This window comes from Microbacterium barkeri (assembly GCF_027921765.1).
GTDB classification, from domain to species: Bacteria; Actinomycetota; Actinomycetes; order Actinomycetales; family Microbacteriaceae; genus Microbacterium; species Microbacterium barkeri.
Genome location: NZ_BSEJ01000014.1, coordinates 36935 through 49533, shown reverse-complemented (window position 1 = coordinate 49533; position 12599 = coordinate 36935). Strand labels below are relative to the sequence as shown.

The following is a 12599-nucleotide window of genomic DNA, read 5'->3' as shown; positions in this document are numbered from 1 at the left end:
GTATCGTTACATCACTTCACTTCTCTCACCCGGAAAGGCTCCCATGTCCTCCACCCGCGTCGTCATCGACCTCGACCTCCCCGGCCCCACGATCAGCCGCCACCTCTACGGGCACTTCGCCGAGCACCTGGGGCGGTGCATCTACGGCGGCTTCTTCGTCGGCGAGGACTCCGACATCCCGAACGAGGGCGGCATCCGCCTCGACGTCGTCGAGGCGCTCCGCGAGCTCGCGATCCCGAACCTGCGCTGGCCGGGCGGCTGCTTCGCCGACGACTACCACTGGCGCGACGGCATCGGCCCGCGCGAGAGCCGCCCGCGCATGGTCAACTCCCACTGGGGCGACGTCGTCGAGGACAACTCCTTCGGAACGCACGAGTTCATGCAGCTCTGCGAGATGCTCGGCGCCGACGCCTACGTGAACGGCAACGTCGGCTCGGGCACCGTGCGCGAGATGAGCGAGTGGATCGAGTACCTCACACGGGCCGACGACTCCCCCATGGCCGCGCTGCGCCGCGAGAACGGCCGCGACGAGCCCTGGAAGGTGCCGTTCTTCGGCATCGGCAACGAGGCCTGGGGCTGCGGCGGCAACATGCGCGCCGAGGCGTACGCGGACCTCGCCCGCCAGTACGCGACGTACGTGCGCGACCACGGCGGCAACACGGTGTACCGGATCGCGGCGGGCGCGAACGCCGACGACCTCGAGTGGACCGAGACCCTCATGAAGGCGCTCGGATGCCTCGGCTGCGACGGCCAGGGATCCTCGCCCTATCAGGCGGTCTCGCTGCACTACTACACGATGTCGGGCTCGTGGCAGAGCAAGGGCTCGGCGACCGAGTTCGACGAGGACGAGTGGTACCTCGCGCTCTCCCGCGCCTTCCACATCGAGCAGCTCCTCACGCGGCACAGCACCGTGATGGACCGGCACGATCCGCGCCGCCGCGTGGGCCTCGTCCTCGACGAGTGGGGCACGTGGTGGGATGTCGAGCCCGGCACGAACCCCGGGTTCCTCTACCAGCAGAACACCCTGCGCGACGCGCTCGTCGCGAGCGTGCACTTCGACGCGTTCCACCGCCACGCCGACCGCCTGGTCATGGCGAACATCGCGCAGACCGTCAACGTGCTTCAGGCGATGCTCCTCACCGACCCCGAGACCGGAGCGCTCGTGAAGACCCCCACGTTCCACGTGTTCGCGATGAACGTCGGCCACCACGACGCGCAGGCGCTCGAGGCGCATGTCGTCGACGGCGAGACCCGCGCGGTCGACGGGCGCGACCTGCCGATGATCTCGGCGTCGGCGTCGACGAAGGACGGCGCGGCACTCGTGTCCCTGTCGAACCTCGACGCCGACCAGCCGCGCACGGTCGTCCTCGACCTGCGCGGCAGGGCGGTCGAGGGCTGGTCGGCCCGCCTGCTCACGGCCGACAGCACGGCCGCGCACAACGTGCCCGGTCAGCCGGAGAACGTCGCGCCGGTCGACTTCGACGGCGTCCGCACGCACGCGCGCGGCCTCGAGGTCGAGCTCCCGCCGCACTCGTACGCCACGGTCAGCCTCCGGCTGGGCGCGTGAGCCGAGCCGCTGGGCCCCCGCAGCGGGGGCTCAGCGGCGCCGGTACACGACGAAGCGGTAGCGGGTGCCCGTCCGGCTCGTGAGCCACTCCGCGGGGCCCTCGGGCTCCGACCGGATGACCTGCCACTCGTCGCCGATCTCGGGCGCGTAGGCGTCGCCATCCGCGTCGACGTCGACCTCGGTGACCCACAGCTCGTCGACGACGTCCATGGCCTGCGCGTAGATCTGCGCGCCGCCGATCACCCAGACCTCGTCGTCGATCCGCCCCGCGGCCTCGAGGGCGTCCTCGAGCGAGTGCACGACCTGCGCGCCCTCCGCCGCGAAGCCCTCGTCGCGCGTGACGACGATGTTGGGACGGTCGGGAAGCGGGCGGAAGCGCTCGGGGAACGACAGCCACGTCTTCCGCCCCATCACGACCGGCGTTCCCGTCGTGGCGCGCTTGAAGAAGGCCATGTCCTCGGGCAGCTGCCACAGCATGCCCCCGTCGGACCCGATCGCGCGCGTGCGCGACTGCGCCCAGATCGAGCGGATGGTCACGGCTCAGACCGCCACGGCCGCGCGGATCGCGGGATGGTGGCGGTACTCCTCCACGACGAAGTCGTCGTACGCGTAGTCGAACAGCGACTCCGGCTTCCGGGCGAATCGCAGCCTGGGGTACGGGTAGGGCTCGCGCGAGAGCTGCTCGACGACCTGCTCCCGATGGTTGTCGTAGATGTGGCAGTCGCCGCCGGTCCACACGAAGTCGCCCGGCTCGAGACCGGTCTGCTGGGCGACCATGAGCGTGAGGAGCGCGTACGACGCGATGTTGAAGGGCACGCCGAGGAAGAGGTCGGCGCTGCGCTGGTAGAGCTGGCAGCTGAGGCGGCCGTCCGCGACGTAGAACTGGAAGAGGGCGTGGCACGGCGGCAGCGCCATGTCGTCGACCTCGGCCGGGTTCCACGCCGTCACGATGTGCCGACGGCTGTCGGGGTTCGCCTTCAGCTGCGCCACGACCTTCGCGATCTGGTCGATGCTCTCGCCGCTCGGAGTCGGCCACGAGCGCCACTGCACGCCGTAGACGGGGCCGAGCTCGCCGTCCTCGTCAGCCCACTCGTCCCAGATCGACACGCCGTGCTCCTGGAGCCACCGCACGTTCGAGTCGCCGCGCAGGAACCACAGCAGCTCGTAGGCGACCGACTTGAAGTGCACGCGCTTCGTCGTGATGAGCGGGAAGCCCGCGCTGAGGTCGTATCGGATCTGCCGCCCGAACACGCTCGTCGTCCCGGTGCCCGTGCGGTCGTCCTTGTGCGTGCCGTTCGCGAGCACGTCGCGAAGGAGATCCTCGTACGGGGTGGGGATGGCGCCGCTCATGACGTCAAGGCTAGTCGGGATGGCGCGCGCCGGCTCAGGCGGCGCGCTCGCGTCCGACGATGCCCGCGCGCTGCAGGAGGAGGTAGATCCGGCAGCCGAGGCAGAAGCCGAATGCCGCGTTGAGGAATGCGGCGACGAACGCCGCGGCCGCCGCGATCGGCAGCGCCCAGGGCACGGCCGCGAGATGCAGGACGAGGCCGAGCCCCGTGACGAACAGGCCGACGCCCTGCGCGAAGCGCGGCGGGCGCGGGTCCTCGAGCTCCGCAGGGGGCCCGAGTCGAGGGCGGACCACGCGGCGGAAGAGCACGCCCCACGGCGCGGTGCGCGGCGAGACGACGCTCCAGAGGAAGAGCAGCGCGACGACGAGCACCGCGAGGAAGCCGGGATCCGCGGCGCGCTCGAAGACGGAGGCGGCGCCGATCCCCGGCGTGAAGACCGCACCGGTCGCGGGCTGGTGGGCGAACCAGCCGAACGACGCCGCCGTCCGCGTCGAGACCCCCGTGAAGGCGAGGAACGTCGCGGCGAACAGCAGCGCGCTCGTGATGGCGGCGGCGAAGCGGGGGCCGCGCGGATCGATCCCTGCGGGGGCGTCAGGCATGGGTCTTCCCTTCGATGGCGTCGAGCTCGGCCATCACCGTGTCGCGGGTCGGAGCTCCGGCGATGCGGGCGCGCGGGACGCCGCGCGCGTCGAGGACGAGGGTCGTGGGCGTCTGGAGCACGTGGAAGCGCCGAGCGATCTCGACGCGGTGCGTGACGTCGACGTCGACGTGCGCGACGCCATCCCTCTCCCCCGCCACGTCGGAGAGCAGCCGCCGCACCGCGGGGCACCGGGCGCACAGCTCGGTGCTGAACTGCACGAGCGTCGCGCGCTCTCCGAAGGCGCCGGGGGCGAGCCCGAGCGCCGTCGGGGCGACGGCATCCGCCCGGACCGCCCGAGCGCGGCCCTCGCGTCGCCGCAGGAGCACGCCGAGGGCCGTCGCGACGAGGACGATCGCGACGAGAGCGGCGAGAGCGGCGGCGGGGGTCATCGGAACCACGGTAGATCCGTCGCCGTGCCGACGGACCCGAGGTGGCGGAATATGACATGAGGGGCGCCGGCGCAAGGCGTTCCCCGTGTCGGGCCGCGCCGTTAGGCTGGCCGCGGACCATCCGCCCCCGATCAGGAGGAACGACAATGACCGTCACCAGCGAAGCCAGCACCTCGTGGCAGGGATCCCTCTTCGAGGGCTCCGGCACCGTCTCGTTCTCGACCGGCGTCGGGACGTTCCCCGTGAACTGGAAGGCCCGCAGCGAGGGCTCCGACACGACGACCACCCCTGAGGAGCTCATCGCGGCAGCGCACTCGTCGTGCTTCAGCATGGCGCTCTCGAACGCGCTCGCCGAGAACGGCACCCCGCCGGAGAAGATCGACACGACCGCGTCGGTCACCTTCAAGCCCGGCACCGGCATCACGGGGAGCCACCTCAACGTCAACGCCGTCGTCCCCGGCATCGACGCCGAGCGCTTCCAGCAGATCGCCGAGGAGGCCAAGGCGGGCTGCCCCGTCTCGCAGGCGCTCGCCGGCATCGAGATCTCGCTCGAGGCGACGCTCGCGTAACCCAGGATGACCGCCTCCTCGCTCACGCGCGTCATCGTCGCCGGCTCGTCGGGCCTCCTCGGCCAGGGCGTCGTCGACGACCTCCGCGCGGCGGGCGTGGAGGTGACGCGTCTCGTCCGCCGCGCCCCGAGCGCCGCGGACGAGACGCGCTGGCTCGACGCTCCGCATCTCGATCCCGCTGTCCTCCGCGGCGCCGACGCCGTCGTGAACCTCTGCGGCGCGAGCGTGGGGCGCATCCCCTGGACTCCCGCGTACCGGCGGCGCCTGCACTCCTCGCGGCTCACGCCCACGCGCGTCCTCGCCCGCGCGATCTCCCAGCTCGACGAGCCGCCCCTCCTCGTCTCGGCGAGCGCCGCGGGCTGGTACGGGTCCTCATCCGATGGCCCCGTCACCGAGGACGCACCTCGTGGGAGCGGATTCCTCGCCGACCTCTGCGGCGCGTGGGAGCAGGCCGCGCACGGCGCCGGGCCCCGCGTCGCGCTCCTCCGCACCGCGCCGGTCGTGCATCCCGACGGCGTCCTGCGTCCGCTCATCCCCCTGACGCGAGCGGGTCTCGCCGGCCCGCTCGGCTCGGGGCGCCAGGTGTGGGCCTGGATCTCCTTCGAGGACGCGATCGCGGCCATCCGCCACGTCCTCGAGCACCGGCTGACCGGGCCGGTCAACCTGGCTGCCCCGGTCGCGACGACCGCGAACGACTTCGGGCGGGCGCTCGCACGTCGGCTGCGGCGCCCTTTCGCCCTGCCGGCGCCCGCATGGGCTCTCCGCGCCGCGCTCGGGCGCGACTTCGCCGACGACATGCTCCTCGTCGACGCCGACATCGTGCCGCGAGCGCTGCAGTCCACCGGCTTCTCGTTCGCCCACCCCGCGCTCGAGGACGCGATCGCCGCGGTCGTGCCCGAGCGCTGAACGGCCGCAGCGGGCGTCCGCGCCGGGTGCTAGACGGGACTCTGCGCGGCCCGTTCGCGGCGGATGGCCTCGCGCACCGCGGACCGCGCGCGCTTCGTATCGCCCGCAGCGGCGTACGCGAGACTCAGCCGGTACCACGCGCGCCAGTCGGTCTCGTCGGCCTCGACCTCGGCGCGGTACGTCGGGAAGAGCGCCTCGCCATCCGACCGCGCCGGGCGCCCGCTCGGCGACGTGCTGACCTCCTCGGTCGGCAGCCCGCCCTCGCTCTCGAGACGGCGTGCGAGGCGCTCGGCGCGCCATCCGAACAGGAGCTCGCGGCCGAGCCCCCACAGCGCGATGAGCGGAAGCACGATCATCGCGCCGCCCATGACGGCGAGGATCGGCTCGCCGGTCGAGATGCCGATGGACAGGGCCGACACGGCCTTCTGCCCCACGACGAGGATGTAGAGCAGCAGGAGCGCCGTCATGACGGCGACGCCGACGCGCAGTCTCATGCGCCCGTGGCCCGCGCGGCCTGGCCCGCGACCGTCGCACCGTCGTCGACGGGCTCGGCCGCTGCGGGGCGCGGCGTGCCGATGCCGATGTCGATGAAGTTCTCCAGGCCCACAACGACGCCGCGCACGCCGGTCGCGGCCTCGACGGCGATGCGGATGCCCGGCGCGTACGCGGCGGCCGGGTCGATCGTGTCGTGCACGAGGGAGAGCGACTCGCCGGGCCCGGAGAGGATCGTCTCCTGCCGGGCGACCACCCCGGGGCGGCGCAGCGAGTGCACGGGCACGCTCGCGACCTGCTGCCCACGTGCGCGCTGGTCGACGAACGGCGCGTCGACGGGCGTCTCGCGGGCCGCCGCGATGAGCTCGGCCGTGCGGACCGCCGTGCCCGACGGGGAGTCGATCTTCGTGTCGCGATGCGTCTCGACGATCTCGACGGACGGGAAGAACCGCGCGGCGGCCGCGGCGAGCGCCGTGCCGAGCACGGATCCGAGCGAGAAGTTCGGGATGAAGACCGCGCCCGTCCCAGCCGCCTCGACGAGCGGGCGCACGAGCGCGACGCGCTCCGCGGACCATCCGCTCGTGCCGACGAGAACCTGAGCGCCGCGCTCGATCGCCGCGCGCACGACGTCGATGCTCACGGCCGGAGTGGAGGCGTCGATGACGAGATCCGCGCCGTCGAGCTCGGCGAGGTCGCTGCTCGATCCGAGCACCGCGACGACCTCGAACCCGTCCATCCCGTCGACGACCTCGCGGATGATGCTGCCGAGCTTGCCGCTGCCGCCGACCAGTGCCACGCGTGTCGTCATGCCACCATCCTAGGCGGGACGGCCAGGACGTCCGCCGGAGTGCGGCGTGCCCCGGAATGCGGCCGGCTCCGGAATCGGACCCGTGGTGCCGAAGTCGACTCCCGGGGCCGACACGCGCACACCCGCCCCAGCCATCCGAACCCCGACACCCCGCACGCCGCCCCGCTCTCGGAGTGCCGTACCCCGAATCGGACCCGTGGTGCTGAAGTCGTCTCCTGAGACCGACGCGCGCGCACCCGCCCCAGCCATCCGAATCCCGACACCCCGCACACGCCGCCCCGCCCTCGCCCATCCGTCCCCCGCATCGGACCCACCCCCTGGGCGTCTCGCGCCGACACCTCGTGCACAGGCGGACGACACGCGCGCACCGGCACGAGCACACGCGCTGTGCCGGTGGCGGGCCCGCGGGCCGACGAGGCTGGCGGGATGTATCCGACGGAGATCGCCGCTCGCATCGATGCACGTCACGGAGTGGCCCGCGCATCGACGCTGCGGATGGCGGGCGCGTCTGCGCGCGACATCCGGCGCGCGCTTGTGACCGGATCGATCTGGAAGGTGCGCCCCGGGGTCTATGCGACTCCGGACGTGAGCGCGGACATCGTCACGGCGGCGCGGCACGGCGGCGCACTCTGCTGCGCATCTGCGCTCGCCCAGCTCGGCGTATGGGTTCTCGACGCCGACGCGATTCACGTCGCGATGGGACCGCACGGGCGCCAGCGCGAGCACGCAGGGTGCGCGTGCATCCCGCACTGGGATGAAGGCGCGACGGGCTTCGGGCGCGTCGACATCGTCCGCGCTCTCGTCCAGCTCGCGCGCTGCCAGGGCGATGAGGCGTTCTTCGCCGCGTTCGAATCCGCGTGGCACCGGGGGCTGCTGTCTCGACGTGACCGTCTCGCGGTGCGCGCACGTCTGGATGCGCGGCAGCGGCGACTCGTCGACGCAGCGCGATCGGACTCGGAGAGCGGGCTCGAGTCGCTCCTCAGGATCCGGCTGCTCCGCATGGGCATCGTGCTCCGCTGCCAGGTGCGCATCCGCACGGTCGGACGCGTCGACTTCGTCGTCGGCGACCGGATCATCCTCGAAGTGGACGGGCGCGAGAACCACGACGGGGAGAGCCACCGGCACCGCGACCTCGTCCGAGACGCGAATGCTGCCGCGCTCGGCTACCGAACCCTCCGGTTCGACTACGCGCTCGTCATCCACGACTGGCCGCGCGTGGAGCGCGCGATCGTCGGCGCCCTCCGCCGCAGGGCGTGACCGCAGGCGCCCCGGGGCCCGAATGCACGGCCGTCTGTCACCGTGCGTGTGCGCGGAATCGGATCCGCGGGGCGTGTGTCGCTCCCTGAGGTCGACACGCGCACATCGGCCCCGGCGATCCGAATCCCGGGACAGCTCGGCGCATCCGAACCGGCCCGGCACAACTCGGCTTGGCACATCCCGGGATGGCCCGGCACGGCGGCCCGGCACCTCCCGGCCCGTCCTGGCGGACTCAGACCGGCGGGGTCTCCGGCAGCCCGGTGCGCAGCTCGAACGGCAGGTGCGCGAGGTCGTTGTGGGCGATGAGCGTCCACGGGCGGCCCTGCTTCTGCGAGATGATCGTGAGCCCGCAGTTCGCCTGGTTCAGCGTCATCCAGCGCCAGTCGGGGGCGCCGAGCACCTCGCGCACGAACCACGCGATCACGAAGTTGTGCGTGATGAGCAGCTCGTGGACGTCGCCGTTCTTGCGCACGAGGAACTCGTTCATCGCGTCGGCCATCTGGGCCCTGCCCGCCTCGACCTCCTCCTCGGTGATCCCGCCGAAGAAGGGCTCGAACACGCTCGGCGTCTCGTCGGTCATGCCCGTCGGGACGCAGTCGAACAGGAGCGCGTGCGGCTGCGGATCGATCGCGGGCATCCGCTCGGCGACGATGCGCGCGGTCTCCGCGGCGCGTGCGAGGGGCGAGTGCCACACGTTGTCGAACGGCACGCCAGAGAGCCGGTCGGCGAGCAGCGCCGCCTGCCGCTCTCCGCGCGCGGAGAGCGGCCCGTCCTCGAGCCCGTGCTCGGCGTGCAGGTGCTCTCCGTGGCGGACGAGGTAGATGTAGTGCGTCATCCGAACCCCCTCATCGTCCGCACCTGGAGCCCGCAGGGCGGGCGTCCTCCAGCCTAGGTCACGCCTCGGCGGACGCGCCGTGCGGTTACGCCATCGGCGGAATAATGGTCAGTCCGCGGCCTTCGCGAGGTCGGCGCGATGCCCGCGTCCGAGCTGCACGCCCACCCCCTGCACGAGCTCGTCGACGTGCCCCGGCGTGAAGGCGTTGACGATCGGGGCGACCACGCTCCGCTGCGCGAGGAGCCACGCGACGGCGACCGCCGCGTGCGGGAGCTGCAGCTCCGCGGCGACGGCGTCGAGCGCCTTGAGCGCCCGCGCTCCTCGGCGGTTGAGGAGCCTCGACAGCTGCTCCGACCTCGTGCCCTGGCCGATCGTCTGACGCGAGCGATGCAGTCCGGAGAGGAACCCGTGCTCGAGGGCGTGCGACGGCGTCACGGCGAGGCCCTGGGCGTCGGACACGAGCCGCAGGTCGCCCTCGTACTCCCCGCGGCGCATGAGGTTGTACGGCACGTCGAGCGCCTCGATCCGCGGGTACCCGGCCGACGACAGGATCCGCGCCTCGACGAGCTGGTCCGCGGTGAACCCGTAGGCCCCGACCGCGCGCGCCTTTCCCGCCTCGACGAGCCACTCGGCCGTCGCGAGCGCGTCTTCGAGGGACGTCAGCGGGTAGCTCGCCGCATCGAGGTAGAGGATGTCGATGCGATCGGTTCCGAGGCGCTCGAGCGACGACTCCACGGCGCGGACGAGGTTGACCGAGCCGAGGCCCGGGTTGTCGGGATGGCCGCCGACGCGCACCGCGAGGACGATGTCGTCGCGCACGCCGCGCGAGGCGACCCACTGGCCGAGGATGAACTCGCTGCGCCCCGCGCCGAAGCGGTCGGAGGTGTGCAGCGCGTTGCCGCCGAGCTCGGCGTAGCGGTCGAGCACGGCAAATCCCGCGGCGCGGTCGAGGTTCCACCCGAACTCGGCCCCGCCGAGCATGAGCGGGAACACCTCGACGCCCGACGTCCCGATCGGCGAGCGCAGGCCCGCGCCGATCCCCGGGCCGAGCTCGGGGACGGGCGCCGACGGATGACCGGGGAGCCGGATGGGCTGAGTCGGCACGTCCGCGGACGCATCGGATGTGCGGATGGCCGCGCCGTCGCGCCGCTCCGGCGGTGACGCTGCATCCATGTCGCTCCCTCACGGAGGGTGCGACGAACCGCGGTCCTCCCGTGCCTCCATTGAACCGGAACCCGCGGCGCGCGCCGCGCCGCGGGTCGTAACTGTTTCATCACGGACGCGGAACGGCCCGGCCGCACCGTGTGCGACCGGGCCGTTCCGTGAGCCGATCAGGCCTCGGCGGGAGCCTCGGCCGGGGCCTCCGACGCGTCGGACGCGCCCTCGCCGGCCTCGTCGACGATCTCGAGCGAGAGCTTGCCGCGGTCGTCGATCTTCGAGATGCGGACGAGGATCTTCTGACCCACGCTCACGACGTCCTCGATGTTCTCGACGCGCTTGCCGCCGTTGAGCTTGCGCAGCTCGGTGACGTGCAGCAGGCCGTCCTTGCCCGGCAGGAGCGAGACGAACACGCCGAACTTGGCGATGTTCACGGCCGTGCCGAGGAACTGATCGCCGATCTCGGGGTTCGTCGGGTTCGCGATCGCGTTGACCGCGGCCCGCGCCGCCTCGGCCGAGGGGCCGTCGGTCGCGCCGATGTAGACGGTGCCGTCGTCCTCGATCGAGATCTGGGCGCCGGTGTCGTCCTGGATCGAGTTGATCGTCTTGCCCTTGGGGCCGATGAGCTCGCCGATCTTGTCGACCGGGATCTGCACGCTGATGACGCGCGGCGCGGTCGGCGCCATCTCGTCCGGAGCGTCGATCGCCGCGTTCAGGACCTCGAGGATGCGCAGACGCGCGTCCTTCGCCTGCGTGAGCGCGCCGGCGAGCACCTCGGAGGGGATGCCGTCGAGCTTCGTGTCGAGCTGGATCGCCGTGACGAACTCGCTCGTGCCGGCCACCTTGAAGTCCATGTCGCCGAGGGCGTCCTCCGCGCCGAGGATGTCGGTCAGCGCGGCGTACCGCGTCTGGCCGTCGACCTCGTCGGAGACGAGGCCCATCGCGATGCCGGCGACGGGGGCGCGCAGCGGCACACCCGCGTTGAGCAGCGACAGGGTCGAGGCGCACACGGAGCCCATCGAGGTCGAGCCGTTCGACCCGAGCGCCTCGGACACCTGGCGGATGGCGTACGGGAACTCCTCGCGGCTGGGCAGCACGGGAGCGAGCGCGCGCTCGGCCAGGAACCCGTGGCCGATCTCACGCCGCTTCGGGCTGCCCACACGGCCGGTCTCGCCGGTCGAGTAGGGCGGGAAGTTGTAGTGGTGCATGTAGCGCTTGCTCGTCGTGGGCGACAGCGAGTCGATCTGCTGCTCCATCTTGAGCATGTTGAGCGTCGTGACACCCAGGATCTGCGTCTCGCCGCGCTGGAAGATGGCCGAGCCGTGGACGCGCGGGATGACCTGCACCTCGGCGTCGAGCGGGCGGATGTCGGCGAGGCCGCGGCCGTCCATGCGGACGCCCTCCGTGAGGATGCGGCCGCGCACGATCTTCTTCGTGACGGACTTGTAGGCGGCGCCGAACTCGAGCGGAGCGGCCGCGGGCAGCTCGCCCGCCTCCACCTTCTCGATGAGGGCGGCCTTGACGCGGGCCTTGACCTCGTCATCCGCGGCCTGGCGCTGCTGCTTGTCGGCGATGACGTAGACCTTCTCGAGGTCCGCGTGCGCCTCGGCGGCGACGAAGTCGTACGTCTCCTGGCTGTAGGCCGGGAACACGGGGAACTCGAGCGGCTCCTTCGACGACTTCGCGGCCATCTCGGCCTGCGCCGCGACGAGCTGCTTGATGAAGGGCTTGGCGGCCTCGAGACCCTGCGCGACGATCTCCTCGCTGGGCTTCGTGGCGCCGGCCTTGATGAGGTTCCAGCTCGCCTCGGTCGCCTCGGCCTCGACCATCATGATCGCGACATCCTCGGAGCCGTCGGCTCCCGTGACGACGCGACCGGCGACGACGAGGTCGAACACGGCGGACTCGAGGAGCTCGGCGTTCGGGAACGCGACCCACTGGTCGTCGTTGCCCGCCTGGCCGGGGATGAGCGCGAGGCGCACGCCGGCGATCGGGCCCGAGAACGGCAGGCCGGAGATCTGGGTCGACGCCGACGCCGCGTTGATCGCGAGCGCGTCGTAGAACTCGCCCGGCGCGATGGAGAGCACCGTGACGACGATCTGGATCTCGTTGCGCAGGCCGTCGACGAACGACGGGCGCAGCGGACGGTCGATGAGGCGGCACACGAGGATGGCCTCGGTCGAGGGGCGGCCCTCGCGGCGGAAGAACGAGCCGGGGATCTTGCCCGCGGCGTACGAGCGCTCCTCGACGTCGACCGTCAGCGGGAAGAAGTCGAAGCCCTCGCGAGGGCTCTTCGACGCGCTCGTGGCCGAGAGGAGCATCGTCTCCTCGTCGAGGTACGCGGCGACGGCGCCCTGCGCCTGCTGCGCGAGACGGCCGGTCTCGAACCGGATGGTGCGGGTGCCGAAGCGGCCGTTGTCGAGAACGGCCTCGGCGGCGGTGATTTCAGGACCTTCCAAGAGGTCTCTCCTTCTTTGTTTAACCTCGCCCGTCCATGTGACGGACGAGTCATGCGAAGGAGCAGGAACAGGCAGATATAGGCCGCACGGCCAGAACCGAAGCTTCACGCTCGCCTGCGCTGGCCACCAGGAGAAATCCACCGGATGCGCGGCACCCGGGAGACCACTTC

Annotated in this window: 13 protein-coding genes; 4 read left to right on the top strand and 9 right to left on the bottom strand. The window is 72.0% G+C overall.

Annotated elements, in window-relative coordinates; genetic code table 11:
• Nucleotides 1-43: 43 nt before the first annotated feature.
• Nucleotides 44-1567 carry an alpha-N-arabinofuranosidase gene (locus PKE79_RS13560; protein ID WP_271174238.1) on the top strand — a complete coding sequence of 508 codons (1524 nt, stop codon included), beginning with the start codon at nt 44-46 and terminating at the stop codon, nt 1565-1567.
• Between the two features lie 30 nt (nt 1568-1597).
• On the opposite strand, the gene PKE79_RS13555 is transcribed toward PKE79_RS13560, so the two are convergent.
• The 4 genes from PKE79_RS13555 to PKE79_RS13540 are packed head-to-tail and all read right to left on the bottom strand — an operon-like array spanning nt 1598 to nt 3945.
• Complete coding sequence (locus PKE79_RS13555; RefSeq protein ID WP_271174237.1) at nt 1598-2104, bottom strand: dihydrofolate reductase; 507 nt, start codon at nt 2102-2104, stop codon at nt 1598-1600.
• 3 nt (nt 2105-2107) lie between these two features.
• Nucleotides 2108-2917, bottom strand: coding sequence for a thymidylate synthase (locus PKE79_RS13550; protein ID WP_271174236.1), 810 nt, complete (start codon nt 2915-2917; stop codon nt 2108-2110).
• A 34-nt stretch (nt 2918-2951) separates the two neighbouring features.
• Nucleotides 2952-3515, bottom strand: a complete 564-nt coding sequence (locus PKE79_RS13545) for a DUF4395 domain-containing protein (protein ID WP_271174235.1) — start codon at nt 3513-3515, stop codon at nt 2952-2954.
• On the bottom strand, nt 3508-3945 hold the full coding sequence (locus tag PKE79_RS13540; protein WP_271174234.1) for a TlpA family protein disulfide reductase: 438 nt from the start codon (nt 3943-3945) through the stop codon (nt 3508-3510). The genes PKE79_RS13545 and PKE79_RS13540 overlap by 8 nt, the downstream gene beginning before the upstream one ends.
• A 146-nt stretch (nt 3946-4091) precedes the next feature.
• Here PKE79_RS13540 and PKE79_RS13535 point away from each other — a divergent pair, with 146 nt between their 5' ends.
• Nucleotides 4092-4514, top strand: a complete 423-nt coding sequence (locus PKE79_RS13535; protein ID WP_271174233.1) for an OsmC family protein — start codon at nt 4092-4094, stop codon at nt 4512-4514.
• A 6-nt stretch (nt 4515-4520) separates the two neighbouring features.
• The gene (locus PKE79_RS13530) at nt 4521-5420 is read left to right on the top strand and encodes a TIGR01777 family oxidoreductase (RefSeq protein ID WP_271174232.1); all 900 of its coding nucleotides are present in this window, start codon (nt 4521-4523) and stop codon (nt 5418-5420) included.
• A gap of 29 nt (nt 5421-5449) precedes the next feature.
• On the opposite strand, the gene PKE79_RS13525 is transcribed toward PKE79_RS13530, so the two are convergent.
• Nucleotides 5450-5914, bottom strand: coding sequence for a hypothetical protein (locus PKE79_RS13525; RefSeq protein WP_271174231.1), 465 nt, complete (start codon nt 5912-5914; stop codon nt 5450-5452).
• Nucleotides 5911-6720 (bottom strand): 4-hydroxy-tetrahydrodipicolinate reductase, encoded by an 810-nt coding sequence (gene dapB, locus PKE79_RS13520; protein ID WP_271174230.1) that lies wholly within the window; start codon nt 6718-6720, stop codon nt 5911-5913. Before dapB ends, PKE79_RS13525 begins: the two co-directional genes overlap by 4 nt.
• 426 nt (nt 6721-7146) lie before the next feature.
• On the opposite strand from dapB, the gene PKE79_RS13515 reads away from it, so the two are divergent.
• Nucleotides 7147-7977, top strand: coding sequence for an endonuclease domain-containing protein (locus PKE79_RS13515; RefSeq protein ID WP_271174229.1), 831 nt, complete (start codon nt 7147-7149; stop codon nt 7975-7977).
• 232 nt (nt 7978-8209) lie between these two features.
• Here the strand turns inward: PKE79_RS13515 and PKE79_RS13510 are convergent, their stop codons facing one another.
• The 3 genes from PKE79_RS13510 to PKE79_RS13500 all read right to left on the bottom strand — a co-directional run bounded on the left by PKE79_RS13510 (nt 8210) and on the right by PKE79_RS13500 (nt 12429).
• On the bottom strand, nt 8210-8812 hold the full coding sequence (locus PKE79_RS13510) for a histidine phosphatase family protein (RefSeq protein WP_271174228.1): 603 nt from the start codon (nt 8810-8812) through the stop codon (nt 8210-8212).
• A 108-nt stretch (nt 8813-8920) separates the two neighbouring features.
• A complete protein-coding gene (locus PKE79_RS13505; protein WP_271174227.1) occupies nt 8921-9985 on the bottom strand; it encodes an aldo/keto reductase in 1065 nt (354 codons plus the stop codon).
• Between the two features lie 158 nt (nt 9986-10143).
• Complete coding sequence (locus PKE79_RS13500) at nt 10144-12429, bottom strand: polyribonucleotide nucleotidyltransferase (RefSeq protein ID WP_271174226.1); 2286 nt, start codon at nt 12427-12429, stop codon at nt 10144-10146.
• Between the last annotated feature and the right edge of the window lie 170 nt (nt 12430-12599).

Excerpts from the sequence above, each read along its gene's own strand:
- PKE79_RS13560 (WP_271174238.1), top strand. The coding sequence starts at position 44 with ATGTCCTCCACCCGCGTCGTCATCGACCTCGACCTCCCCGGCCCCACG.
- PKE79_RS13550 (WP_271174236.1), bottom strand. The coding sequence starts at position 2,917 with ATGAGCGGCGCCATCCCCACCCCGTACGAGGATCTCCTTCGCGACGTG.
- PKE79_RS13545 (WP_271174235.1), bottom strand. The coding sequence starts at position 3,515 with ATGCCTGACGCCCCCGCAGGGATCGATCCGCGCGGCCCCCGCTTCGCC.
- PKE79_RS13540 (WP_271174234.1), bottom strand. The coding sequence starts at position 3,945 with ATGACCCCCGCCGCCGCTCTCGCCGCTCTCGTCGCGATCGTCCTCGTC.
- PKE79_RS13535 (WP_271174233.1), top strand. The coding sequence starts at position 4,092 with ATGACCGTCACCAGCGAAGCCAGCACCTCGTGGCAGGGATCCCTCTTC.
- PKE79_RS13530 (WP_271174232.1), top strand. The coding sequence starts at position 4,521 with ATGACCGCCTCCTCGCTCACGCGCGTCATCGTCGCCGGCTCGTCGGGC.
- PKE79_RS13525 (WP_271174231.1), bottom strand. The coding sequence starts at position 5,914 with ATGAGACTGCGCGTCGGCGTCGCCGTCATGACGGCGCTCCTGCTGCTC.
- dapB (WP_271174230.1), bottom strand. The coding sequence starts at position 6,720 with ATGACGACACGCGTGGCACTGGTCGGCGGCAGCGGCAAGCTCGGCAGC.
- PKE79_RS13515 (WP_271174229.1), top strand. The coding sequence starts at position 7,147 with ATGTATCCGACGGAGATCGCCGCTCGCATCGATGCACGTCACGGAGTG.
- PKE79_RS13510 (WP_271174228.1), bottom strand. The coding sequence starts at position 8,812 with ATGACGCACTACATCTACCTCGTCCGCCACGGAGAGCACCTGCACGCC.
- PKE79_RS13505 (WP_271174227.1), bottom strand. The coding sequence starts at position 9,985 with ATGGATGCAGCGTCACCGCCGGAGCGGCGCGACGGCGCGGCCATCCGC.